General features: G+C 67.1%; 21 protein-coding genes. 10 read left to right on the forward strand and 11 right to left on the reverse strand.

Annotation, left to right across the window (positions count from 1 at the left end; genetic code table 11):
• Positions 1-14: 14 nt before the first annotated feature.
• Together pdxA and rsmA are read left to right on the forward strand one after the other, a co-directional pair.
• Positions 15-1,034 carry a 4-hydroxythreonine-4-phosphate dehydrogenase PdxA gene (gene pdxA, locus BBX35_RS02855; protein WP_067215783.1) on the forward strand — a complete coding sequence of 340 codons (1,020 nt, stop codon included), beginning with the start codon at positions 15-17 and terminating at the stop codon, positions 1,032-1,034.
• Entirely contained in the window at positions 1,031-1,873 is an 843-nt protein-coding gene (gene rsmA / locus BBX35_RS02860) for a 16S rRNA (adenine(1518)-N(6)/adenine(1519)-N(6))-dimethyltransferase RsmA (RefSeq protein WP_067215785.1), read from the forward strand. The genes pdxA and rsmA overlap by 4 nt, the downstream gene beginning before the upstream one ends.
• Before the next feature lie 88 nt (positions 1,874-1,961).
• Here the strand turns inward: rsmA and gmk are convergent, their stop codons facing one another.
• From gmk to fabD, 7 genes are all read right to left on the reverse strand, one after another.
• Positions 1,962-2,657: a guanylate kinase gene (gmk, locus tag BBX35_RS02865; protein WP_067215788.1), complete on the reverse strand. Its 696-nt coding sequence runs from the start codon at positions 2,655-2,657 to the stop codon at positions 1,962-1,964.
• A gap of 21 nt (positions 2,658-2,678) precedes the next feature.
• Positions 2,679-3,575 (reverse strand): YicC/YloC family endoribonuclease, encoded by an 897-nt coding sequence (locus BBX35_RS02870; RefSeq protein WP_208979747.1) that lies wholly within the window; start codon positions 3,573-3,575, stop codon positions 2,679-2,681.
• Between the two features lie 53 nt (positions 3,576-3,628).
• Entirely contained in the window at positions 3,629-4,831 is a 1,203-nt protein-coding gene (mltG, locus tag BBX35_RS02875) for an endolytic transglycosylase MltG (protein WP_083205989.1), read from the reverse strand.
• 156 nt (positions 4,832-4,987) lie between these two features.
• Positions 4,988-6,253 (reverse strand): beta-ketoacyl-ACP synthase II, encoded by a 1,266-nt coding sequence (fabF, locus tag BBX35_RS02880; protein ID WP_067218114.1) that lies wholly within the window; start codon positions 6,251-6,253, stop codon positions 4,988-4,990.
• A 60-nt stretch (positions 6,254-6,313) separates the two neighbouring features.
• Positions 6,314-6,550: an acyl carrier protein gene (locus tag BBX35_RS02885; RefSeq protein WP_067215792.1), complete on the reverse strand. Its 237-nt coding sequence runs from the start codon at positions 6,548-6,550 to the stop codon at positions 6,314-6,316.
• Positions 6,551-6,843: 293 nt separating this feature from the next.
• The gene (gene fabG, locus BBX35_RS02890; protein ID WP_067215795.1) at positions 6,844-7,581 is read right to left on the reverse strand and encodes a 3-oxoacyl-[acyl-carrier-protein] reductase; all 738 of its coding nucleotides are present in this window, start codon (positions 7,579-7,581) and stop codon (positions 6,844-6,846) included.
• A gap of 38 nt (positions 7,582-7,619) precedes the next feature.
• Positions 7,620-8,561, reverse strand: coding sequence for an ACP S-malonyltransferase (fabD, locus tag BBX35_RS02895; RefSeq protein ID WP_067215798.1), 942 nt, complete (start codon positions 8,559-8,561; stop codon positions 7,620-7,622).
• Between the two features lie 396 nt (positions 8,562-8,957).
• Here fabD and rpsF point away from each other — a divergent pair, with 396 nt between their 5' ends.
• From rpsF to tyrS, 5 genes are all read left to right on the forward strand, one after another.
• Positions 8,958-9,428, forward strand: coding sequence for a 30S ribosomal protein S6 (gene rpsF, locus BBX35_RS02900; protein ID WP_067215800.1), 471 nt, complete (start codon positions 8,958-8,960; stop codon positions 9,426-9,428).
• 12 nt (positions 9,429-9,440) lie between these two features.
• Entirely contained in the window at positions 9,441-9,689 is a 249-nt protein-coding gene (rpsR, locus tag BBX35_RS02905; protein WP_029057383.1) for a 30S ribosomal protein S18, read from the forward strand.
• A 90-nt stretch (positions 9,690-9,779) separates the two neighbouring features.
• Positions 9,780-10,370 (forward strand): 50S ribosomal protein L9, encoded by a 591-nt coding sequence (gene rplI / locus BBX35_RS02910; RefSeq protein WP_067215803.1) that lies wholly within the window; start codon positions 9,780-9,782, stop codon positions 10,368-10,370.
• Positions 10,371-10,509: 139 nt separating this feature from the next.
• On the forward strand, positions 10,510-11,241 hold the full coding sequence (locus tag BBX35_RS02915; protein ID WP_067215805.1) for a class I SAM-dependent methyltransferase: 732 nt from the start codon (positions 10,510-10,512) through the stop codon (positions 11,239-11,241).
• A 297-nt stretch (positions 11,242-11,538) separates the two neighbouring features.
• Positions 11,539-12,795: a tyrosine--tRNA ligase gene (tyrS, locus tag BBX35_RS02920; RefSeq protein ID WP_067215807.1), complete on the forward strand. Its 1,257-nt coding sequence runs from the start codon at positions 11,539-11,541 to the stop codon at positions 12,793-12,795.
• Positions 12,796-12,879: 84 nt separating this feature from the next.
• On the opposite strand, the gene BBX35_RS02925 is transcribed toward tyrS, so the two are convergent.
• Positions 12,880-16,152, reverse strand: coding sequence for an AsmA-like C-terminal domain-containing protein (locus tag BBX35_RS02925; protein ID WP_067215810.1), 3,273 nt, complete (start codon positions 16,150-16,152; stop codon positions 12,880-12,882).
• Positions 16,153-16,348: 196 nt separating this feature from the next.
• Here BBX35_RS02925 and BBX35_RS02930 point away from each other — a divergent pair, with 196 nt between their 5' ends.
• The 3 genes from BBX35_RS02930 (at position 16,349) to BBX35_RS02940 (ending at position 19,327) form a co-directional block, all read left to right on the forward strand.
• Positions 16,349-16,822: a peroxiredoxin gene (locus tag BBX35_RS02930; RefSeq protein ID WP_067215812.1), complete on the forward strand. Its 474-nt coding sequence runs from the start codon at positions 16,349-16,351 to the stop codon at positions 16,820-16,822.
• A gap of 63 nt (positions 16,823-16,885) precedes the next feature.
• Positions 16,886-17,812, forward strand: coding sequence for a ferritin-like domain-containing protein (locus BBX35_RS02935; protein ID WP_083205990.1), 927 nt, complete (start codon positions 16,886-16,888; stop codon positions 17,810-17,812).
• A 117-nt stretch (positions 17,813-17,929) separates the two neighbouring features.
• Positions 17,930-19,327, forward strand: coding sequence for a peptidoglycan DD-metalloendopeptidase family protein (locus BBX35_RS02940; RefSeq protein WP_067215814.1), 1,398 nt, complete (start codon positions 17,930-17,932; stop codon positions 19,325-19,327).
• 88 nt (positions 19,328-19,415) lie between these two features.
• On the opposite strand, the gene prfB is transcribed toward BBX35_RS02940, so the two are convergent.
• From prfB to BBX35_RS02955, 3 genes are all read right to left on the reverse strand, one after another.
• Positions 19,416-20,547, reverse strand: a protein-coding gene (gene prfB / locus BBX35_RS02945) for a peptide chain release factor 2 (RefSeq protein WP_097176321.1) whose coding sequence is annotated in 2 segments (ribosomal slippage) — positions 19,416-20,477 and positions 20,479-20,547 — 1,131 coding nt in all. Because the reading frame shifts where the segments join, the coding sequence is not laid out codon by codon here.
• Positions 20,548-20,750: 203 nt separating this feature from the next.
• On the reverse strand, positions 20,751-23,192 hold the full coding sequence (locus BBX35_RS02950) for a penicillin-binding protein 1A (protein ID WP_208979788.1): 2,442 nt from the start codon (positions 23,190-23,192) through the stop codon (positions 20,751-20,753).
• 292 nt (positions 23,193-23,484) lie between these two features.
• Positions 23,485-24,777 (reverse strand): N-acetylmuramoyl-L-alanine amidase, encoded by a 1,293-nt coding sequence (locus BBX35_RS02955; protein ID WP_228189192.1) that lies wholly within the window; start codon positions 24,775-24,777, stop codon positions 23,485-23,487.
• Positions 24,778-25,102 lie beyond the last annotated feature (325 nt).

Consider the following 25,102-nt stretch of genomic DNA (forward strand, 5'->3'; position numbering starts at 1 on the left):
GCCGACCGGACCGCATGCGCGCCAGTATCAAGCCCCTCGCCGTCACCATGGGTGACCCCGGCGGCATCGGTCCCGATGTCGCCCTTCTTGCCTGGAACGAGCGGGTGAAGCGCGAGCTTCCCCCCTTCTATGTCCTGGCCGATCCCGCGTTCCTCGCCTCGCGCGCCGCCCTGCTCGGGCTCGATGTGCCGATTGCCGAAGTTGCCCCGGGCGAAGCGCTGGAAGCCTGGAGCGAGCACCTGCCCGTCGTTCCGCTCGGCATGAGCGTGCCGGACCGTCCCGGCATCGCCGACCCCGGAACCGCTGCTGCCGTCATCGCCTCGATCGACCGCGCCGTCGCGGACACCCAGGCGGGTATCGCCGCCGGCGTCGTGACCAATCCGATCCAGAAGAAGGCGCTCTACGACGCCGGCTTCACCCATCCAGGGCACACCGAGTATCTCGGCGAACTGGCGCAGCGTGCGGGTGCGATGGACGCAACCCCGGTGATGCTGCTCGCCGGCCCCGAGCTGTTGGTCGTGCCGGTCACGGTGCATATCCCGCTGCACAACGTGCCGAAGATGCTGACCACCAGCCTCATCGTGAATGTTGGCCGGGTGGTTCACCAGGATCTGGTGCGCCGCTTCCGCATCAAGGCCCCGCGCATCGCCATTGCCGGCCTGAACCCGCATGCGGGCGAAGGCGGCGCGCTCGGCTTCGAGGACGACGAGATCGTCGCCCCGGCCGTGGCCGAGTTGCGCTCCATGGGCATCGATGTGCAGGGGCCCCTGCCCGCCGACACGATGTTCCACGCCGAAGCCCGTGCCGGCTACGACTGTGCGCTGGCCATGTATCATGATCAGGCGCTGATCCCGGCCAAGACGCTGGCCTTCCACGATGCGGTCAACGCGACGCTCGGCCTGCCCTTTGTGCGCACCTCTCCGGACCACGGCACGGCCCTTGGCATCGCCGGCACCGGCAGCGCCCGCCCGGACAGCTTTGCTGCCGCCGTCAGGCTGGCCGCCGTTCTGGCGGATCCGGGCCTCATCGAATGAGCCAGATCGACGACCTGCCGCCATTGCGGGATGTCATCCGCACTCATGAGCTGCAGGCCCGCAAGTCGCTGGGGCAGAACTTCCTGCTCGACCTCAACCTGACGCTCAAGGTCGCCCGCACCGCCGGGGACCTCAGCGACTGCACGGTGCTGGAAGTCGGCCCCGGCCCCGGCGGCCTGACCCGCGCGTTGCTGGTCGCAGGCGCTGGGCGCGTCGTCGCCGTCGAGAAGGACCCGCGCTGCCTGCCGGCCCTTGCAGAGATTTCCGCCCGCTATCCCGGGCGGCTGGAGGTGCTGGAGGCCGACGCGCTGACCATCGACCTTGAGCGCATCGCCGACGGCGGGCCGCTGAAGATCGTCGCAAACCTCCCTTACAATGTCGGGACCCAGCTGCTCGTCGACTGGATCACCAGCGCGAACTGGCCCCCGGTCTGGCAGTCGCTGACGCTGATGTTCCAGAAGGAAGTGGCCGAACGCATCGTCGCCGCACCCGGCAGCAAAGCCTACGGCCGCCTCGGCGTGCTGGCCGGCTGGCGCTGCCACGCAACGCTTGCCTTCGAGGTCGGCCCCAAGGCCTTCACGCCCCCGCCGAAGGTCACCTCGGCCATCGTCCACCTGACACCGCGCAAGGCGCCGCTCGATTGCGACCTGAAGGCGCTGGAGCGGCTCACCGCCGCCGCCTTCGGCCAGCGCCGCAAGATGCTGCGCGCCAGCCTCAAGCCGCTCGCCGCCGATGCCGAAGCGCGCATCGCCGCTGCCGGCATCGAGCCCACCATGCGAGCCGAGCAGCTGGAGATCGCCGACTTCGTCAAGCTGGCGAACGCCTTCGCGGCCGGCTGAAACGCCTCAATGCAGTCTGCAAGACATGAAAAAGGCGCCTCGACGGGCGCCTTTTGTGCTTCTTCAAGGTGCTTTACGGCAGCGCGGCTCAGGCCTCGCCGGTCTCCCGCTTCAGATCCTCGAGCATACCCTCGATGAAGGGACCGATGGCCGGGCTGCGCTCGCGGCGCAGCCGCTCGGCGCGCAGGATCGACAGCGCCCCGCCGAACGCGGTCTGCAGGTCGTCATTGACGATCACGTAATCGTAGTCCTGCCAGTGCTTCATCTCGCCGACCGCGGTCTGCAGGCGCCGCTTGATGACATCGTCCGCATCCTCAGCCCGGCGGTGGAGGCGCGACTTCATCTCGGCGATGGATGGCGGCAGGATGAACAGCGACACCACGTCGGGCCGCATCTTCTCGTAGAGCTGGAATGTGCCCTGGATGTCGATGTCGAAGAGGACGTCGCGCCCTCCGGCCAGCGCTTCCTCCACCGGATCGCGCGGCGTGCCGTAATAGTTGCCGTGCACCTCGGCCCATTCCAGCAGCTCGCCGCGGTCGCGCATCTGCTCGAAACGCTCGCGCGAGATGAAGTGGTAGTGTACGCCGTCGATCTCGCTCGACCGGCGTGGCCGCGTGGTGACGGACACGGAGAGCTCGAGGCTGTCCTTCTCCCGGTCGAGAAGCTGACGAGCGATGGTCGACTTGCCCGCACCCGACGGCGAAGACAAGACCAGCATCAGCCCGCGCCGACGCGCAGCCGCCTCACTCGATGTCACAACCGTTCCGCCGGCCGTTGTCGTCATGCCCCTGCCCCGTTGGTGCTGTTATTCAAGGTTCTGGATCTGCTCGCGCATCTGGTCGATGACCGTCTTCAGCTCTAGGCCGATGGCGGTCAGCTCCGTGCCGTTCGACTTGGAACAGAGCGTGTTGGCCTCGCGGTTGAACTCCTGCGCGAGGAAATCGAGCCGCCGGCCGACGGGACCGCCTGCATCGAGCAGATCGGTCGCGGCCTGCACATGGGCGACCAGCCGGTCCAGCTCCTCGCGGATATCCGCCTTGGTGGCGAGCAGTGCCGCCTCCTGGTGCAGCCGCGAAGGATCGAGCGCGGTATTGCTGCCGACAAGCGCCTCGACCTGTGCTGCCAGCCGTGCCCGGATCGCTTCCGGAGCCCGGCACGGTGCGGCTTCCGCCTGGCGGGTCAACTCGGCAATCGTCGCAAGCTGGCCGCGCAGCACGGTGGCGATGGCAGCCCCCTCGTTGCGACGCATGCGAGCAAGCTCTTCGAGAGCACTCTCGAGCGACGCCTTCAGCGCTTCGAGAAGCGCTTCGCGCTCCGCCGGATCCTCCTCCGGCTCCTTCCACTCGATGACGCCGCGCTGCGACAGGATGCCGTCGAGCGCCACGGGCGCCGCATCCGGCAGCCTCTGGCGCACGGTCTCCAGCGCCGCCAGCAACGCACTCAGCGCAGCCTCGTTGATCTGCGGAACCGCCTCGCCCTGGCTGCGCTGGTAGCTCAGGCCGATGGTCACGTTGCCGCGGGTGAGATGACGTCCCGCCGCCTCGCGGCAATAGCTTTCCAGCGCTTCCAAGCCGCCCGGCAGGCGCATGCGCAGGTCCAGCCCCTTGCCGTTGACCGAGCGCAATTCCCAGGTCCACCGCGCAGCGCCGCTGGCGCCGTCGGAGCGACCGAAGCCGGTCATGCTGCAAAGCGAAAGTGTCATCTTGGAAACTGCCCCCACAAGACTGGAATCACGCGACAATCAGGGTATGCGGCTCAGCCGCCACTGCCCCCGCTTGCGGCTCCGCCCTGGGTACCCTGCGCCTCGCGTTCGCGGCGCTCCCGCTCCACCTGGCGCCAGCGCGCCACGTTGCGCTGATGCTGCTCGTAGGTCTCGGCGAAGACGTGGCCACCCGTTCCGTCTGCGACGAAATACAAGTCCTTGGTGCGCGAAGGATTGGCGACCGACTCCATCGCCGCACGCCCCGGATTGCCGATTGGGCCCGGCGGCAGGCGATCGATCTGATAGGTGTTGTACGGGTTGCGGGCATCGAGCTGCGAGCGCGTGATCGCCGAGCGATCCTGCAGCCATGCTTCGCCGCCATAAAGGCCGTAGAGAATGGTCGGATCCGACTGCAGACGCATGCCCTGGCGCAGACGATTGACGAAGACGCCCGCAACGCGGGGACGTTCGTCGGCGCGCGCCGTCTCCTTCTCGACGATGGAGGCAAGTACCACCAGCTCCTCGGGCGTTTCGACCGGGAGGCCTTCGGTGCGCCGGTTCCAGATGTCGGCCAGCGCCTTGGTCTGCGCGTCCTTCATCTGCTGGATGATCTGAGCCCGCGTCGTGCCGCGCGTGAACGTGTAGGTCTCGGGCAGCAGCGAGCCCTCGGGCGGGATCTCGTCCAGCGTACCCGTCAGGACCGGATGTTCGCGAACCCGGGCGACGATCTGCGCGCTGGTCCAGCCTTCCGGCACGGTTACCGTGTGATAGACCGCCTTGCCGCTGACGAGGTCGTCCATCACCTGGCGCATCGAGACGCCCGGCGCGAACGCATATTCGCCGGCCTTCAGCCGACCCGCATTCTTGTAGGCCTGAACACCTGCCCAGAAGACGTTGGAATCCTCGATAACACCCTGGTTCTCGAGCGTGTCGGCGATCATCCGGAGCCCGCTGCCAGAGGGGATGACCACCGTCTTTTCCGCGGCGAGCGGACCTGGCGCATCGAACTCGGCCTTGCCCCAGTAGAGCATCGCGCCGGTGCCGATCACCACCAGAACGGCCAGCGACAGCAGCGCATTGACGACGATGACGAGGGGATTGCGGACGTGGCGCGAGCGCAGCGGCGGCGGCGGAGCCTGCTCCGGCTGGATCGCCTCGCGCGGGCTCTTGGGATGCGGGCGAAACGGCGCACCCTCGTCCTTGGGAGCACTCTCGGAGGAAGCGTTATCGGTCTCTCGGCCTGGCGTCTCGGTCATCTGTCCTGTCCGGTCCTTTTGATCGAGGCAATGGACATGCCACTTGGCCCGAAATTATGGCCAAACCGGGAAGGATCGCTCCGCCCGGCGCAACTGGGGATCGGCTTCGCCGGTCGCAAGGGGAAAACGCCCTCACGCCCGGCGCAGGAAGCCCTGTCAGGCCGCGACCTTGCGGAAAACGAGCGAGGCATTGGTGCCGCCGAAACCGAAGGAGTTCGACAGCGCCGTATCCACGTTCATGCGCTTTGCGACCTTCGGGACCAGGTCGATCTCGGTCTCGACGGACGGATTGTCGAGATTGATCGTCGGCGGAACGATACCGTCGCGGATCGCCAGCAGCGAGAAGATCGCCTCGATGGCGCCGGCAGCACCCAGAAGGTGACCGGTCGACGACTTGGTCGAGGACATGGTCAGCCGCGAGGCGCTGTCGCCGGCCAGGCGCTGGATGGCGCCGAGCTCGATCTCGTCGCCGAGCGGCGTCGAGGTGCCGTGGGCATTGATGTAGTCGATGTCCGCGGGAGCAAGGCCGGCGCGCTTCAGCGCGGCCTGCATGCAGCGATAGGCGCCGTCGCCATCGGCCGCCGGAGCGGTGATGTGATAGGCATCGCCCGACAGGCCGTATCCGACGACTTCGCCGTAGATCCTCGCGCCGCGCGCCTTGGCATGCTCGTATTCCTCGAGCACGACGACGCCGGCGCCCTCGCCCATGACGAAGCCGTCGCGGTCCGTGTCGTAGGGACGCGAGGCAGCTTCCGGACGGTCATTGAAGCCGGTCGACAGGGCACGCGCTGCGGCAAAGCCTGCGAGCGACAGACGGCAGACCGGCGATTCGGCACCGCCCGCCACCATGATGTCGGCATCGTCGAGCGCGATCAGGCGCGCAGCATCGCCGATGGCGTGGGCGCCGGTCGAGCAGGCGGTGACGACCGCGTGGTTCGGCCCCTTGAGGCCATGACGGATCGACACGTAGCCGCTAGCCAGGTTGATCAGTCGGCCGGGAATGAAGAAGGGGGAGATGCGCCGGGGGCCCTTTTCGCGCATCACATGAGCCGTGGCCTCTATGCCCTGCAGGCCACCGATACCGGAGCCGATCAGGACGCCTGCGCGATTCTGGTCTTCCGTGGACTTTGCGGACCAGCCGCTGTCACGGATCGCCTGCTCGGCGGCAGCCATGCCGAAGATGATGAACTCGTCGACCTTGCGCTGTTCCTTCGGATCCATCCAGTCGTCCGGATTGAACGTTCCGTCCGACCCGTCTCCGCGGGGAATCTGGCAGGCGATCTGGCAGGCGAGATCATCGACCTCAAAACGGCTGATGCGGGACGCCCCGCTCTTGCCCTCGAGAATTCTGGACCAGCTCTCCTCGACACCGCACGCCAGGGGCGTGACCATGCCAAGGCCGGTAACGACTACTCGCCTCATCATGAACCTGTATCTGGCGCGTCGGGCGGACACGAAGCCCGCCCGATGCGGAAAACTGAATCAGCCGGCGTTCTTTTCCAGGAACTTCACGGCGTCGCCGACGGTCAGGATCGTCTCGGCGGCATCATCCGGGATTTCCACGCCGAACTCTTCCTCGAAAGCCATGACCAGCTCGACGGTGTCGAGGCTGTCGGCGCCCAGATCGTCGATGAAGCTCGCCTCCATGGTGACCTTGTCGGCATCGACGCCGAGGTGCTCGATAACGATCTTCTTTACCCGATCCGCGATGTCGCTCATTTCAGAATTCCTCAGTTGCTTCCAACGGTTTTCGCTAGTTCAGCGCTCAGCGCCGCACCTCGTACCCGATCTCCGGAGCTCCGTACCGGAACGAGGCGAATGGGTTCCAGCCCGCACCATGTCCGAACCCGGCGACCTTGGCCGGCCGGACTGGCCGCGCCCGAGCGCCGATCATTCGTGAACGGGTTCGCTGGCCGGCGGGTTCCTAACACACTTTATAGGGCTTGACCAGCCGCCGCACCGCCCTGCGGAACGCCTGTTCCACGGGGCTGTGAGCGGCCGGGTTTGCCAAGTCAAATCATGGCCATACCGCCATTGACGTGCAGGGTCTCGCCGGTCACGTAGGCGGCTTCCTCGCTGGCGAGGTAGAGCGCCGCCGCAGCGATCTCGTCCGCCTTTCCAAGGCGACCCGCCGGCACGGTGGTGAGGATCGATTCCTTCTGCTTGTCGTTGAGCGCGTCGGTCATCGGGGTCTCGATGAAGCCGGGCGCGATCGTGTTCACCGTAATGTTGCGCGACGCGACCTCGCGCGCAAGCGACTTGGCCATGCCGATGAGGCCGGCCTTGGCCGCAGCGTAGTTGCCCTGGCCCGGATTGCCGGTCACGCCGACCACCGAGGCGATGTTGATGATGCGGCCATAGCGGCGGCGCATCATGCCCTTCACGGCCGCGCGGCACAGGCGGAAGCCGGCGGTCAGGTTGACCTCGATGACGTCGTCCCACTCCTCGTCCTTCATGCGCATGAAGAGGTTGTCGCGGGTGATGCCGGCATTGTTGACCAGGATGTCGAGCTGACCCATCGCCGCTTCCGCGGCCGGCACCAGCGCATCGACCGCAGCCCGGTCCGACAGGTTGGCGGGCAGCACGTGCACGCGCTCGCCGAGATCGGCGGCCAGCGCCTCCAGCTTTTCGGCGCGGGTGCCGGACAGCGCGACGGTGGCGCCGCGGGCATGCAGGGCCCGAGCGATCGCTTCGCCGATGCCGCCGGTTGCGCCCGTCACGAGCGCGGTCTTGGAAGTCAGGTCGAACATGGGTCTTTGTTCCTTGTCTTGCACTGCGTGGCGTGCGTTCAGGCCAGCCGCTCCAGCAGGGCCGCGATATCGTCGGGCGAGTTGACCGCGATGCCGGTCATGTCCTTGGCGATGCGCTTGACCATGCCGGTCAGCACCTTGCCGGTGCCGATCTCGTAGGCGGTGTCGACACCGGCCGAGGCCATCCTCTCGATGGATTCGCGCCAGCGCACGGTGCCAGTCACCTGCTCCACCAGCCGGCGGCGAATCTCGTCCGGATCGCTGGTCGGGCCTGCGAGCACGTTGGCAACCAGCGGAACGGCCGGCGCGTTGAAGGTCACGCTTTCGAACGCGGCAGCCATGGCATCGGCGGCCGGCGCCATCAGCGCGCAGTGGAACGGCGCACTCACCGGCAACAGGACCGCGCGGCGGGCACCCCGGCCCTTGGCGATCTCGATAGCCCGCTCGACGGCGCCCTTGTGACCGGAGACCACCACCTGGCCCGGCGCATTGTCGTTAGCGGCCTGGCAGACCTCGCCCTGGGCGGCTTCCTGCGCCACCGCGGCGGCCTCGGCGAAGTCGAGCCCGAGCAGAGCGGCCATCGCGCCCTCGCCCACCGGCACTGCCTGCTGCATCGCCGTGCCGCGAATCCGCAGCAGACGCGCCGCATCGCCGATCGTCAGCGTACCGGCAGCCGCCAGCGCCGAATACTCGCCGAGCGAATGGCCGGCCACATAGGCAACGCTGGAAGCAAGGTTCAGGCCCCGTGCCTCAGCAGCGCGCATGGCCGCCAGGCTCACCGCCATCAGGGCCGGCTGGGCATTCGCCGTCAGCGTCAGCTCCTCCGGCGTGCCCGCCCACATGATGTCGCTGAGCTTCTGCCCGAGCGCCTCGTCCACTTCATCGAACACCGCCCGGGCCTCGGGAAACGCGTCGGCCAGGTCCTTGCCCATGCCGACAGCCTGGCTGCCCTGTCCCGGAAACGTGAATGCGATACTCATTGGCGCTGGCTCCAACATCCCTTGCGCGGCCGGATTCGCTTTTGCCCGTCCGTCTTGTCACGAAATGTGCCGCAAAGAGACGTCCCAGGCACACACTGTCAAGGTGGAGCATGGAAAAAACACGCGCAATCCCTTCGCTCCGCCTTGCGAAGCCGCGCAACTGGTGTATAAGCCACGCTTCGTTCGGAACTCTGGCCGGGGGCTGAACGGAAGGTCCGCCGAATGCAGGCTTCTCTTCATATAGGAGAGAGACAGCGACAGGCGGGTAGGATCGGCAAAGTGTCGTCCGTCTTCCCGTGTCTCCGCCTTCGAAGTTGCTTCGATCTGCCTTTCTTGAAGGCTCGAAGAGGCTTAGCGCCGGGTTCCGGGAACTGAAACGGAAAGAAAGGCACCCTCATGCCGCTTTACGAGCATGTGTTCCTGGCACGCCAGGACGTCTCGGCCCAGCAGGTCGAGCAGATGGTCGAGCAGTACAAGGCCCTGATCTCTTCCAACGGCGGCAACGTCGGCAAGGTCGAGAGCTGGGGTTTGCGCACGCTGGCCTACCGCATCAACAAGAACCGCAAGGCTCATTACACGCTGATGAACCTGGACGCCTCCCCGGCCGCCGTGGCCGAGATGGAGCGCCAGATGCGCATCAACGAGGACATCCTGCGCTTCATGACGCTGCGCGTCGAGGAGCACGAGGAAGAGCAGTCCGCGATGATGCAGAAGCGTGACCGCGACGACCGTCGTGGTGGACGTGGCGATCGCGGTGACCGCGGCGACCGTGGTGATCGCGGCGGCCGTGACCGCGGCGATCGTGGAGACCGTGGCGATCGCGGTGATCGTGGCGACCGCGGCGGACGCCGCTTCGACGAAGAATAAGGAGCTAACGCAATGGTCGATATCGCACAGCTGCCGACGCGCCGCCCCTTCTTCCGCCGTCGCAAGACCTGCCCGTTCTCCGGCGCCAACGCGCCGAAGATCGACTACAAGGACATCCGCCTCCTGCAGCGCTACATCTCCGAGCGCGGCAAGATCGTGCCGAGCCGCATCACCGCGGTGTCCGCCAAGAAGCAGCGCGAGCTCGCGCGTGCCATCAAGCGCGCCCGCTTCCTCGGCCTGCTGCCCTTCGTGATCAAGTAAGATCGCGACTTTCCAATCGGCTGGGACTGGCCGGCTCGCCGGCCGTCCCTAACCGCGCAAGGCGCGGGACAGACGAAAAGGATTACGACAATGCAGATCATTCTTCTTGAGCGCGTTGCCAAGCTCGGCCAGATGGGCGAAGTGGTGCGCGTGCGCGACGGTTTCGCGCGCAACTACCTGCTGCCGCAGGGCAAGGCGCTGCGTGCCACCAAGGCCAACCTGCAGCGCTTCGAAAGCGAGCGCGCGCAGCTTGAAGCTCGCAACCTCGAGCGCAAGTCGGAGGCCGAGTCGGTCGCCAAGACGCTCGACGGCCAGACCTTCACCGTCATCCGCCAGGCTGGCGAGACCGGCCAGCTCTACGGCTCCGTGTCGACCCGCGACATCGCCGACGTGATGACCGAAGGCGGTTTCTCCTCGGCTCGTTCGCAGGTTCGCCTCGACCGTCCGATCAAGACCATCGGCCTGCACGAGGTTGCCGTCGTCCTTCACCCGGAAGTCGAGGTGTCGGTCACGCTCAACGTCGCACGTTCCGCCGATGAGGCCGAGCGCCAGGCGCGTGGTGAGGACCTCACCGGCCGCGAGCAGGACACGTTCGAGTTCGAAGAGGACGAGGACGAGGATGCCGAGGGCGAAGAGGCCGCTGAGGCCGACGCCGAGGCTGACGAGGAAGAGGCTCTCTGAGCCGCTTTCCGAAAAGCACCGAATTGAAAAGGCCCCGCTCTTGCGGGGCCTTTTTGTTTGGCAAGGCTGCCGGCCGCGGCCATTGCCGGGGCGGGCGACCCGCCGAATACTGGCTCTCCCCCTGCCCAAGGCGACAAGCATGGCCCAGAACATCTACGACGATCCCGATTTCTTCGCCGGCTACAGCCAGCTGCCGCGCCAGGTTCACGGCCTCGCTGGCGCACCCGAATGGCCGGCGATCAAGACCATGCTGCCCGACCTTGCGGGACGCCGGGTGGTCGATCTCGGCTGCGGCTTCGGCTGGGCCTCGCGCTGGATGCGCGAAAACGGTGCGGCTTCGGTTCTGGGGCTCGACCTCTCCCGCAACATGATCGACCGCGCGATCGCCGATACGCATGACGAGGCGATCTCCTACTGCATCGCCGATCTGGAGACGCTGGAGCTGCCGCGCGCGGCCTTCGACCTCGTCTACAGCGCACTGACGTTCCACTATGTCCAGGACTTCGCGCGCCTCGCGCGGACGATCGGCGATGCGCTGGTGCCGGGCGGCGAGCTCGTCTTCACCATCGAGCATCCCATCTTCATGGCCGCGGCCCGTCCCGGCTGGATGCAGGATCAGGACGGCCGCAAGACGTGGCCGGTGAACGGCTATTCCGTCGAAGGGGAGCGGCGCACCGACTGGTTCGCCAGCGGCGTCCTGAAATACCACCGCACCATTGCGACGACCGTGAACACGCTGATCGAGGCCGGCTTCCGGCTGCGGCGCATCGACGAGTTCGCGCCGACGCGGGAACAGATCGCGCAGACCCCCGGGCTGGCCGAAGAGCTGGAGCGCCCGATGATGCTGCTCGTTGCCGCGATCAAGGACTAGCGGCTGCACTGCACGCCGGGCAGCCTCCCCTGTCACTGCCGCGTCATCCGCGCCTGCTACCAGAGTACCGATGTCGGCGCGACCCAACCCTCGCCCGGCCTCGACCCGCAAAACTTCAAGGCGGCCGGCTTGTCCGGCCGTTTTTTTGTGCGCAGGCGCGCACCGCGCCGCTGCTTGCGCTTTTTGCATGGCAGCCGCCAGCGACCTGATTTCTCCGTGATCTCGACACCGAGTTCGGCTAAGAAATGCGGGCCCTTCCGGGGCGTTTCACGTCACCACAAGATGCAGATTGGCAAGATGACCGGATTCAAGTCGGATTTCCTGAGGACCCTTAGCGAGCGTGGCTTCATCCACCAGATGTCGGATGAGACCGGGCTCGACGATCTCCTGCGGACTCAGACGGTCACCGCCTATATCGGCTATGATCCGACGGCATCCAGTCTGCATGTCGGCCATCTGATGCAGATCATGATGCTGCACTGGTTCCAGGCGACCGGCCACCGGCCGATCTCGCTGATGGGCGGCGGCACCGGCATGGTCGGCGACCCTTCCTTCAAGGAGGAGGCCCGCAAGCTGATGACGGTCGAAATGATCGAGGACAACATCGCCTCGATCAAGCGCGCCTTCGCCAACTACATCGACTACGACAAGGGCCCGCTCGGCGGCGGGTTGATGATCAACAACGCGGAGTGGCTGCGCCCGCTCAACTACCTCGAGTTCCTGCGCGACGTCGGCCGCCATTTCTCGGTCAACCGGATGCTGTCCTTCGACAGCGTCAAGACGCGTCTCGACCGCGAGCAGTCGCTGTCCTTCCTCGAGTTCAACTACATGATCCTGCAGGCCTACGACTTCGTCGAGCTGGCCCGGCGCTACGACTGCCGGCTGCAGATGGGCGGCTCCGATCAGTGGGGCAACATCGTCAACGGCATCGACCTTGGCCACCGCATGGGCACCCAGCAGCTCTATGCGCTGACCTCGCCGCTGCTGACCACCTCGTCGGGCGCGAAGATGGGCAAGACGGCCTCGGGCGCCGTCTGGCTCGATGCCGATCTGCTGTCGGTCTATGACTTCTGGCAGTACTGGCGCAACACCGAGGACGGCGACGTCGAGCGCTTCCTGAAGCTGTTCACGCTGCTGCCGCTGGACGAGATCGCCCGCCTTGCCGCCCTTGGCGGGTCGGAGATCAACGAGGCGAAGAAGGTGCTCGCCACCGAGGTGACCGCCATCCTTCACGGCCGCCAGGCTGCCGAGGAAGCGGCCGAGACCGCACGCCGTGCCTTCGAGGAAGGCGCGCTGGCCGAGGGCCTGCCGACGGTGGAGATTTCTCGCGGCGAGCTGGATGCCGGCCTCGGCCTGCTGGCTGCGTTCGTCAGCGCCGGCCTGTGCGCCTCCAACGGCGAAGCGCGGCGCCAGGTCAAGGGCGGCGGCCTTCGCGTCAACGACGTGGTGGCTCAGGACGAGAAGCGCGTGCTCGGGACATCCGATCTCGTGGACGAGGGCGTCATCAAGCTCTCGCTCGGCAAGAAGAAGCATGTGCTGCTGAAGGCCGTCTGAGCCTTTCCGCCAGCCACGACCACGACTGAAGAACCCCGGGCGCTCGCGCCCGGGGTTTCGTTTTTCAAGAGGTGCAACAGCCCCTCAGCGGTACTCGAAGATCTTGCGGAAGATGCCCGGCGCCATGGCCGAGGCCGGGTTGACCGTCAGCACGGGCTCGGCCAGCGAGCCGGTCAGCCGGTAGGTCACGCCGATCAGTCCTTCGTCGGAACCGCCGCCGAGCGCAAAGCCCAGGATCGGGATCTTGGCGAAGAGGTTGTTGAGCGCAAAGACCGGCACGAACGTTCCGGTCATGTCGAGCGAGCGCGCCGCCAGATCGACGTTCCCCGACACCGTACCGCCGATGGTCGGTCCGGCCAGCGTGCCGTCGGTGATCGTCAGCAGATCGCCGTTGCGGCGGAACTCCAGATCCAGCGCGCTGAACGTCGCCTCGCCGCCGCGCTCGGCCGCGGCCAGCAGCTGCTGGCGCCGCGGATCGCGCGTTTCCAGCACGCCGGGGCTGCGGGCCAGCTCGCGGATCGCCGGATCCTCGGTGATCGCCAGCCGCTTGATCTTGAACCGGCCGATCCACTCCGTCGCCGACGGCATGGCGATCGACAGGATGCCGACGCCGCCGCGCATGCGGTCGTAGAGATTGGCAAAGCGCAGGATGGCGCCGGTATCCTGGAACGTGCCGGCCAATTCGCGCCCGGCGCCCTCCCCGGTCAGCTTCGCCTGGAAGATCGACTTGCCGCCCGAAGAGCCCGACAGGTCGAGGGCGCGCAATTCGCCGCCCGACTTGGACATGGACAGCGACACGCCGGACAAGCTCACGCCATTGAAGCCGATCAGCTGACCGACCTCCGCGTTGACCTTCAGCGCCGTCTTGTCGGCCGCACCGCCCTTGCTGCTCGCGCTCATGCTGGCGATCAGACCGCGGGCATCGAGCCGCGTCGCCTGCAGGTCCACGGTGATCTGGCGACCGCGTTTGGACAACCGCAGGCTGGCATCGTCGCTCGCCCGCAAGGCGAAGCGCGAAAACTCCGCCCGCTCCAGATCGCCGGCCGAGGTCAGCGTGATGCCGCCCTCGATCTCGACACCCTCCGAGGTCAGCCGGAACCCGCGGATCTCGCGACGGCCATCGCTCTCGCTCATGCGGAACGAGGCGCGCGCCGCAACGCCGGGGCTCTTGCTCCAGCCCACGTCCGCCAGCTCGATGCTCGCGCGCGTCAGGTCGACCTCGTAGGACTGACCGACGTCGGTCTCCTCGGTCGACAGTTTCAGCGGACCATTGACGAAGCTGCGGATGTCGATGCCGCGGGCGGCAAGCTGTTCAGCCGTTACCTCGATCACCACGCCCTGTCGGGCCACCACCGCCTCGCCGTTGGCATTGTCGAACGGCACGACGAGATCGAGATTGGCCGGCAGCCCGTCCAGACGACCGCGTCCCTTCAGCGACAGGCTGCCCTCGTCCACGGCGAAGGTCAGGTCGGCGCCGCTCAGCTTGTGGCCGCGGATCTCCTTCGAGTTGGAAAAGCCCTTGAGCGACCCGGCAAGATCCCAGTCGACATCGTCGACCCGCACGTCCTTGACCAGCGCGAAGGTGGCGTTGAGCGTCATTTCGCCGGACCCGGCCACATCGTCAGGCGCCAGGTCGTTGCGCGTCAGCACCGTGAAGGGTTCCGCGTCCAGCAGCGTCGCCAGCGACTTTGCCGGACCATTCGCCGTCAGCTTCAGGACGCCGGTCTTGTCGCCGCTCTCGCGAATGTCGGGGACCTGGAACACCGTGTCGCTGATGGCGATCTGCTCGCCTGGCCGCGCCACCATGACGCCGGAGGGCGATGTGATCGTCAGCACCTCGTCTGCCACCTGAATGCGGCCCGACAGGCCCTGCGCCACCGGCACGGTGCCGACCGTGCTCAGGCTGAGGTCGGAGAACGCGATGTCGACCTGCACGTCGTCGCCCGACCAGCCCGGAGCATCGTCCTCAACGTCGAACGCCGGCGGGCGCAGCGACACGGTCGCGCGTCCTCCCTCGATCCGCCCGTCGACCACATGCTCGATCACCCAGGCTCTCGCCGGCGGGATCATCGTGATCGGCCACAGCCGCTTCAAGGTGGCGACCGACATCGGTCCGCTCTCCACGGCCAATGCCATGTAAGGCCCGTCCTCGCCGATCCGAACCGAACCGACGCCGTCCATGTCGGCAGTTCCGGAGCGCAATGTCAGCTTGTCGAAATGAACCTCCTGGGCGTCCAGGTCCACGCGCCCCTCGGCCAGGAACGTCTCCATGGCAAAGGGCGGGCCGGGAACGTCGGACGGGCCGATGCGGGCCCCGCGCGACAGCACGCGGAAGGACCAGGCGTCCTGCCACTCGCGCGGCGGCTCGACCACGCCCTCGAACGGCAGGAAGGTGTTGCCCCGCTGGTAGCTGGACGGAACGATGCGGAAGCCGGGCGTTCCCGCCTCCCAGTAGAGCTGGACGTCGATCGTGTCGAAGCCGATCACGGTGCGGCCGCTGTTGATCCAGCCGGGAGAAACGATGACGCCGGCGCGCGTCGTGCCGAAATCGCCCGCCGCATCCACCGTCACGTCGAGGCGTCCGCGCACGGGAACGCCGAGGCCCTTGCCCGCTCCCACCGAAGCATCGATGGGCACGAACTCGCCGAGCGAGACATCGTAGACGTCGACCCGCATCAGGCTTTCGCCGGTCTCCGCATCGGTGGAACGGCTCGCCTTGGCCTTCCACTGGCCGAGCCGGCCGGCAATCTCCGCGTCGACCTGCAGCGTGCCGTCGGCGGCCCGCGTCAGCTCGGCGTCGATGCCGCTCATCCGGTAGGTCTTCTCGCCTTCCAGCACGATCTCCGCGGAAACCAGCTCGATGCGACCGATGCCGCGCTGCGCCAGTTGCGTCACGGCAAGCCGCGCGGTGCGGTCGGCCGCTTCGGCGACCACGGCCATGTCGGGAATTTCGCTGGACGAGGCCGAGCGCGCCGCGCGGGCGATCCGCAGTCTGGCATGCTCCAGGCGGATCTCGGCCGGGTGCAGGTCGCCGGTCAGCAGCGCAGCCGCATCGAGCGGCGCCGAGACGCGCGGCACATGCAGCGACAGGTCGCTGTCGGCATCCACCTCGACCGAAAGATCGTGCAGCTCCACCCTGGGCGGCAGGCCTTCGGACAGGTCCACCGTCACCGCCCCGACCTGCAGCTTGGTGCCGGGCATCGAGGCACGCTCGGCGATCATCCGGGCGAGATAGGGTAAGGATACAGGTCCGCTGCCGAAGGTGACGACCAGTCCGCCGAGAGCCGCCAGCAGCACGATGCCGAAAGCTGCCAGCACATAGGTCCGCAGCCGCCACCGGGGCTTGCGACGCAGCACGTCTCGCAGCGGCCTGTCACGATGTATGAGGCGTTTCAGCAGTGTCCCGGTCCTTTGGGCATGGCAATCTGATCATCCGCGATTCGCGACGATCATTGTATGGCGCAAGGGGGATCCGCGCCCGCATGCGATGCGTATCGGCTACAGTCACGGAAGACCGCACCTTTTACTCTCCACATGACCAAAGGAAGGCAGAATGTCGGAAATCACAGCCGGAAGCACCGCCCCGGATTTCGAGCTCGAGCGGGACGGCGGCGGCACGCTTCGTCTCTCCGATCTGCGCGGGCGCAAGGTGGTGCTCTACTTCTACCCGAAGGACGATACGCCGGGCTGCACCAAGGAGGCGATCGCCTTCACCGGGCTGGCTTCGGAGTTCGAGGCGGCCGGGGCCGTCATCGTCGGCGTCTCGCCGGACACGGCCGCCAAGCACGACAAGTTCAAGGCCAAGCACGACCTGTCGGTGATCCTCGCGGCCGACCCGGATTCGGCGGTGGCGACCGCCTGGGGCGTGTGGGTCGAGAAGTCGATGTACGGCAAGACCTACATGGGCGTGGAGCGCTCGACCTTCCTCATTGACGAGGCCGGCAAGATCGCCGAGACGTGGCGCAAGGTTAAGGTTCCCGGCCATGCGGAAGCCGTGCTGGAGGCCGTCCGCGCCGCCGGCAAGTAAGCCGGGTCAGCGCTGCAGGCGCCGGGTTCGCCCGGCGCCGCTCACGGCGCCAGTGGAGGTGACATGCAGGGTTCCCACGACAACGCATCCCGGCCCCTCGGGTCCGAAACCCATACCTCCCAGCCCCGCACCTTCCAGACCCGCGTTTCGCCGGGAAAGGCGGAAACCGCCGACTACACCCCCGCCTCTCTCGCCTGCGGCGCCCGCCGCGTCGTCGCCTCGCGTTCGCTCGACGAGAAGACGCATGTTGCCCATGCCACCGCCCGCGCCTGGTTCGGCCGCTCGCTGTCGCTGCGCCTGCGGACCGGCAGCGAGCGGATGCCCGACCAGCCGGGCCGGCCGGACACGCCCATCCTGCTGCCGCCGCGCGACATGCCCAAGCGCGCCGTCGGCGGCACCTCGGGCCGCATCGCCCTGCTGCATTCCATCGCCCATATCGAGCTGAACGCCGTCGACCTGACCTGGGACATGGTCGGCCGCTTCGCCGACCGCCAGCTGCCCCGCTCCTTCTTCGACGACTGGGTGCGGGTCGGGCTGGAGGAAGCCAAGCATTTCTCGCTGCTGCGCCGGCGGCTGGAGGATCTCGATTCGCATTACGGCGCCCTTCCCGCCCATCACGGGCTGTGGGAGGCGGCCGAAAGCACCGGCGACGACCTCGCCGGGCGGCTTGCCGTCATCCCGCTGGTGCTGGAGGCGCGCGGCCTCGACATCACCCCGCCGATGATCGAGAAGGCGCGCGAGCGCGGCGACCCGGAGACGGCGGCGATCCTGGAGATCATCTACCGCGACGAAAAACGCCACGTCGCCTTCGGCGCCAAGTGGTTCCGCTACCTTTGCGACAAGGAGCGCTGCGATCCCGAGCGCCGGTTCCAGGATCTCGTGCGGCGCCACTTCAAGGGCGGACTGAAACCGCCGTTCAACGACCGGGCCCGCTCCGAAGCCGGACTCACTCCGGGTTTTTACCGCCCCCTCGCCCGCCTCATCGGCTGAGCGGATTCTCGATTTCGGACAGTTCCTTAGCTTTTGTTAACCTTAACGGAGCATGATCGGATCCGAAGAAGGTGCCGCGTATGTGTCTGGCACCGGCGGGAACGGGTCCACAGACGAATGACAGGACACGCAGGAAACGGCCGCAGGGATTTCGGCAAGCGGAAAGAGCCGCACCGGGTGATCATCGCCCGCGGCGACAATGTCCGCAGCTTCACCATCTCCCCGCTCGTGGCAGGCCTGGCGACTGCGGTCGGCACCATGCTCATGGTCGGTTATGTCGGCGCCACCGCCTATCTCGTGCTGCGCGACGACATCATCCAGTCTTCGGCCGAGCGCCAGGCGCAGATGCAGCTGTCCTACGAGGACCGCATCGCTTCGCTGCGCTCGCGCATCGACCAGCTCACCAGCCGCCGCGTGCTCGAGCGCCGCAGCATCGAGGAGCAGCTCGCCGACGTCGTCGAGCGCCAGCGCGACCTCGATACCCGCCAGGCTCGCGTCTCCGGCATCCTGGCCAAAGCCGCAGAGAACGGCATCCGCGTCGCGGTCGGCGGACCGGTTCCCCCGGCCAAGCCCGCAGCTCCCGCCGTTGCGCTCGGCTCGCTCGACGCACCGACCGGCATCGGCGGCACGCCCGAGCCCATCGAGATTTCACCTGTTCTCAGCCTGCGCGGCACCAAGGCCGACTACAACGCCGCTGCCGAAGCCGCCGCCCGCCAGGGCGCTGCCGCTCCCGGCAAGCCGCTGCGCGACCTTGCGCCGGAGGCCGCCGCCTCCCAGCCGCAGGCGCCGGCAAACCCGCCCGCGCCCGACCAGCGGGTGGAGCTGATCGACAACGTCAACGCCGCGCTGGACCGCATGGACGGCGAGGCGCATGCCGCGCTCGACGTCATCGCCGTCACGGCCGAGCGGGACGCTGCAACCATCGCCGACACCGCGGACGAGCTCGGCCTGCAACTCGCCGGCGTCAAGGCGGACCTTGTCTCCGGCCAGGGCGGCCCCTTCGTCCCGCTCGCCGGATCCGACTTCGACAGCCGTATCGAGCGCGCCGAAAAGGCCCTGCTCGCCCTCTCCCAGGTCAAGGACGCCGCCCGCGGCATCCCCCTCGCCTCGCCGGTCCCCGGCGCCGAGCTCTCCTCCTCCTTCGGCCCGCGCGTCGACCCGTTCCTCGGCCGCATGGCCATGCATACGGGCCTCGATTTTCGCGCAACGACCGGCGTGACCATCCGCGCACCGGCTCCCGGCAAGGTGATCTTCGCCGGGCGCAACGGCGGCTACGGCAGGTCGGTCGAGATCCGCCATCCGAGCGGCGTCGTCACGCGCTTTGCGCACATGAGCCGCGTGTCGGTGAGCGAAGGCGACACGGTGTCCACCGGCGATCCCCTCGGCGCTGTCGGTTCGACGGGGCGCTCCACCGGCCCTCACCTGCATTACGAGGTCCGCGTCAACGACCGGCCGCTCAACCCGATCCGCTTCCTGCGCGCGGGAGAGAAGATCGCAACGCTGCTGGACGACTGAGACGACAACGACGCTTCCCAAACGACAAACGGCGCCCCGAAGGGCGCCGTTTTCGTTTCAGCAGGAAGATCGATCGGCGAGCAAGGCGTCAGTCGACGTCCTCGACCGCGTTCGGACCGCCGCCGAAGGCGCGCTGCGCCAGCGTGGCTTCCATGAACTCGTCGAGATCGCCGCCCAGGACACCGGTCGGGTTGGTGCTCTCGACGCCCGTGCGCAGGTCCTTCACCAGCTGGTAGGGCTGCAGCACGTAGGAGCGGATCTGGTGGCCCCAGCCGATCGAGGTCTTCGATGCGGCCTCGGCATTCGCCTTCTCCTCGCGCTTCTGCAGTTCCAGCTCGTAAAGCCGCGCCTTCAGCATCGACCAGGCGGTCGCCCGGTTCTTGTGCTGCGAGCGCTCCGACTGGCACTGCACCACGATGCCGGTCGGCTGGTGGGTGATGCGCACCGCCGAGTCGGTCGTGTTGACGTGCTGGCCGCCCGCGCCCGAGGCACGGTAGGTGTCGATGCGGCAGTCGCTCTCGTTCACCTCGATCTCGATCGAGTCGTCGATGACCGGATAGACCCACACGGAGGCGAAGCTGGTGTGCCGGCGCGCCTGGCTGTCGTAGGGCGAGATGCGCACCAGCCGGTGCACGCCCGATTCCGTCTTCAGCCAGCCATAGGCGTTCTCGCCCTTGATCTTGAGCGTCACCGACTTGATGCCGGCTTCCTCGCCATCGTGGAGCTCGAGCGTCTCGACCTTGTTGCCGTGCTGCTCCGCCCAGCGGGTGTACATGCGCAGCAGCATGCTTGCCCAGTCCTGGCTCTCGGTGCCGCCGGCGCCGGAATTGATCTCGACGTAGCAGTCGTTGCCGTCGGCCTCGCCCGACAAGAGCGAGGCGATCTGGCGCTTGTTGACCTCCGTGCGCAGCGCCTTCAGCGCCTGCTCGGCCTCGCCCACCACGTCCTTGTCGCCTTCCATCTCGCCGAGCTCGATCAGCTCGAGATTGTCGGCAAGGTCGGCTTCCAGCTTGCGCACGCCCGTCAGCCCGTCGTCGAGCTGCTGGCGTTCGCGCATCAGTTTCTGCGCCTTCGTCGGATCGTCCCAAAGGGTCGGGTCCTCGGAAGCGGCGTTCAGTTCATCCAGACGGACAATCGCGTTGTCCCAGTCAAAGATGCCTCCTCAGCAGGCTTATGGCCTGCTTGATTTCGTCGACCACGGCCTCGGTTTCAGCGCGCATCGCTGTCCTTTCTCGCCAGTTGGGGGTTGCAGTTCGAAAAGATGGAAGCCGTCTCGCCACAGGACTGACGGCGCTTCCGTTTCGGTCGCGGACCATAGTTGATCGGGCCGCCGATCGCAAACGCCGCGGCCGGGTCTCCCCTGCCGCGGCGCCGAAGTTTTCAGGTCCGCGCTATCGGCCGTGCCGAAGCGGACGTCGTCAGGTCAGTACAGGCCGCCGGTGCCGCTCATCACGGCCTGGCCCGCCTCCGGCGAGACCGTGCGCGGAATGCCGATCTCGTCCTGGAAGCCGATGATCGAATACTCGTCCGGCGGAGCGGTGCCCGGCTTGAAGCCTTCCAGGATCGTGCCCGGCGTGCCGGCGCCCGCGCGCAGGCCCGTCTGGCGGTTGATCGGGATCAGCTGCAGGCCCTTGGGCACGCGGAACTCGACCGGCGGCGCATCTTTCAGCGCAGCCTGCATGAAATCGATGAAGATCGGCGCCGCCACCTGGCCGCCCGTCGCACCGCGTCCCATCGGCTTCGGCGTGTCGTAGCCAACGAACACGCCCACCGTGAGGTCCGGCGTGAAGCCGACGAACCAGGCGTCCTTCTCGTCGTTGGTCGTGCCGGTCTTGCCGGCGACAGGACGGCCGAGAACCTTGACGCTGGTGGCGGTGCCGCGCTGGACGACGCCTTCCATCATCGAGGTGATCTGATAGGCGGTCATCGGATCGAGGACCTGCTCGCGATTGTCGACCAGCTCCGGCTCCGGCTGGTTGGCCCAGTGATCGGTGGCGCAGGTCTCGCAGATCCGCTCCTCGTGCCGGTAGACGGTCTTGCCGTAGCGGTCCTGGATGCGGTCGATCAGCGTCGGGTGCACCTGGCGCCCGCCATTGGCGATCATCGCGTAAGCGGTGACCATGCGCATGACCGTGGTCTCGCCCGCGCCCAGCGACATGGACAGGACCGGCGTCATCGCATCGTAGATGCCGAAGCGCTTGGCGTATTCGGCGACCAGCGGCATGCCCATGTCTTGGGCAAGACGCACGGTCATCACGTTCCGCGACAGCTCGATGCCGACGCGCAGGGTCGAGGGACCGTAGTACTTGCCGCCATAGTTCTGCGGCCGCCACATCGGCAGGCCCGGACCCTGGGCGATCTCGAACGGCGCGTCCATGATCACGCTGGAGGGCGTGTAGCCGTTGTCGAGCGCCGCCGCATAGAGGAACGGCTTGAACGCCGAGCCCGGCTGGCGATAGGCCTGCGTCGCGCGGTTGAACTCGCTCTGAGAGAAGGAGAAGCCGCCGACCATTGCCAGCACGCGACCGGTAAACGGATCCATCGCGACCAGCGCGCCGGAAACGCTCGGGAACTGGCGCAGCTCGTACCCCTCGCCCTCGCCCTTCTCGACATAGACCACATCGCCCGGCGACAGCACGTCGCCGGCATTGGTCGGCGAACGGCCGCTGATGCGGGCCCACTTCATGCCGGCGAGCGGCAGGGTGACCCGCTCGCGCTCGGTCGACAGCTGGCCGTTGGTCTCGCGGGTCGGCTGCAGGCCGACCTCGGCCGCCTCGGCCGAAACCGACAGCACCACGGCCAGACGCCATTCCGGCACGTCGGACATGCCCTCGATCTTGGCGAGTTCGACGCCCCAGTCGGCAGCGCCCGGCTCGATCTTCTGCACCGGTCCGCGCCAGCCGCCGCGGCGCTGGTCGAAGGCGATCAGGCCGTCCATCAGCGCCTTGCGCGCCATCGCCTGCAGCTTGGGGTCGAGCGTCGAGCGCACCGACAGGCCGCCTTCGTACAGGCGCTTCTCGCCGTACATCGCGGCGATCTCGCGGCGGACTTCCTCGGAGAAATATTCTGAGGCGACCAGGTGGGTGCCGCGCGAGCGCAGCTTCACCGCCAGCGGCTTGGCCTTGGCTTCCTCGCCGGCCAGGCTGTCGACATAGCCGTTCTCGACCATGCGATCGATGACCCAGTTGCGGCGCTCGATGGCCGCCTCGCGCTCGCGGAACGGATGGTAGTTGTTCGGGCCCTTGGGCAGCGCGGCGAGGTAGGCCACCTCTTCCAGCGACAGCTCGTGCACCGACTTGTCGAAATACAGCAGCGAGGCCGCGGCCACGCCATAGGCACCGACGCCGAGATAGATCTCGTTGAGATAGAGCTCGAGGATCTCGTCCTTGGTGTAGGCCTGCTCGATGCGCAGGGCCAGGATCGCCTCCTTGACCTTGCGCTCCATCGACACCTCGTTGGTCAGCAGGAAGTTCTTCGCCACCTGCTGGGTGATCGTCGAGGCGCCCTGCGGGCGACGGCCGGAACCGTAATTGCGCACATAGGCGACCGCGGCGCGGGCGATGCCCTCCGGATCGATGCCCAGATGCGAATAGAAGTTCTTGTCCTCGGCCGAAATGTAGGCCTGCTTCAGCAGATCCGGGATCGCCTGGATCGGCAGGAACAGGCGCCGCTCCTTGGCGTATTCGGCCATCAGCTGGCCGTCGGCCGCATGGACGCGGGTCATCACCGGCGGCTCGTAGTTCTTGAGCGCGGTGTAATCCGGCAGGTCCTCGGACATGTCCTGGAGGAACAGCCAGACGCCCGCGGCCACGAGCAGTCCCAGCACGGCACCGATGCCGAACAGGTAGCCGAAGAGTTTGATCAGGAACTTCATATATCCGGCTCGTCTATCCCGGTAATGTCGATCTTGCGTCGCAGCTCACATCGAGGCTCATCGCCTCGACACGCATTCGAAAGCAGGGTGTCGTGCGGACCAGCCGTCGGGCCTGGCGCGAAGGCGGCCTCGCGGTCATGCCCCTGTTCACGTCCCCTCGCAATAGCGGATTCGGACCGTGACGTCCCTTGGTTCCGCATTGCAGCAACCCGCTCGGGATCACGCCCCGCAACACCACCTCCATCATCGACCAATATGGCGATGCTGAGGCGGACCCGCCTCTCTACTCGACCTGCTCCTTCGGCTCGGCCGCCGCATGGCCCGCCGTGCTGCGCGACATCTGCATCGCACCGTCGCCGAAGCGCCGTCCGAAATAGCCGTCGATGGCCGAAACCAGAGCCTGCGACATGCGCCCGCGCCACTCGTCGGTGGTCATCAGTTTCTCGTCGAGACGGTTCGAAAGATAGCCGAGCTCGACCAGCGCGGAAGGCACGTCATGCGCCGTCAGCACGCGAAACCCCGCGGATCTGTGCGGGTTTTTCACCAGCTGCGCCGTGCCGCGCAGCTCGTTCACCAGCGTGTGCGCGAACAGGAACGAGAATTTCTTGGTTTCTTGCCGCGCCAGGTCGATCAGGATGTCGGTGACGTCGCCGGGCTCGTTGGCCAGGTCGATGCCGGCGATCACGTCCGACCGGTTCTCGCGCTCGGCAAGGGCTGCGGCAATTTCGTCGCTGGCGTTCTCGGACAGCGTGTAGACGCCGGCGCCGCGCACCTGGTCGCGGCCGATTCGCACCGAGTCGGCATGGACGGACAGCAGCAGGTCCGCCTCCATCTCGCGGGCGATGTGGACGCGCTCTCGCAAGGGAATGAAGATGTCTTCATCCCGCGTCATGTGCACCTCGTAGCGCCCGCTCGCCACCAGCTTGTCGCGCAGCAGCCGGGCGAAATCGAGCACCACCGCCTTTTCCAGCGTTCCGGACGTGCCGCGCGCGCCGGTGTCGATGCCGCCATGACCGGGGTCGAGCACGATCAGCGGCTTGTCGCGGCGGCGCACGGCCGTCAGCTTGTCGCCCTTTCGCGAGACGAGCGGCGCCGGCGCCTGCGCGCTCGCCAGAAAGGTTTCGCGGGTGGTGCCGACGAGATCGAGCACCAGACGCGCCGGCTGGTCGGAGACCGGCGGCAGCACGAAAGACTTGTCGACCGAGACCGGCCCGGAGGCATCGAGCACGATGCGGGACTTGCCGGCGGCGAACATGCCGAAGCGCCACGCAGTGATCAGGCCGCGCCCGTCCTGCCCGGCCGTAGGCGGCAGATCGAAGCTCACCTGCGGCAGGTCGATGACGACGCGGTAGGGATCGGAGAGCGTGGAGACGGCGAACTCGACCGGCGCGGACAGGTCCATGATGAAGCGGGTGCGCGTCGCATCGCCGGCGACACGAGCTTCGCGCGCGACCGCCGGCCCGCCGGCTTTTGTCGCCTGCGGCGCGGCGGCCGTCTCGGCCGCGACAGGTCCCGCCGGCAGCGCCAGGCCGGCAGCAAGCGCCAGCAGCCATGTCATGCGTGCGAAGATCGTCACTGGATATGCCTCTTGCCGGTCTCTGCCCGCCCCGCCGGTTTACTGCAGCAAGATGTAGCGCGTCGCAAGTTAACCTTTCATTGACGATACGACGCAGCGTCCGCAAATGCGAGGCGCAGACTGCCGGATGCACGCAAAGGTCGGTCGCGGACTGCAAGCGTACTTGCCATATGCCTTTCGCGACCGTAAAAGAAATGCGACGGGTCCGGGACTTGAATCTGATTCAACCCCTCTCGTTCTGGTGCCATCTGGCGGCGTCCGGTCAAGCCAACTGTGCTTTCGTAGACAGCGAACGATCACTTGGCAGCGGCGCCCGGCAGGGTGG

It is taken from the genome of Stappia indica (assembly GCF_001696535.1).
GTDB lineage: Bacteria > Pseudomonadota > Alphaproteobacteria > Rhizobiales > Stappiaceae > Stappia > Stappia indica.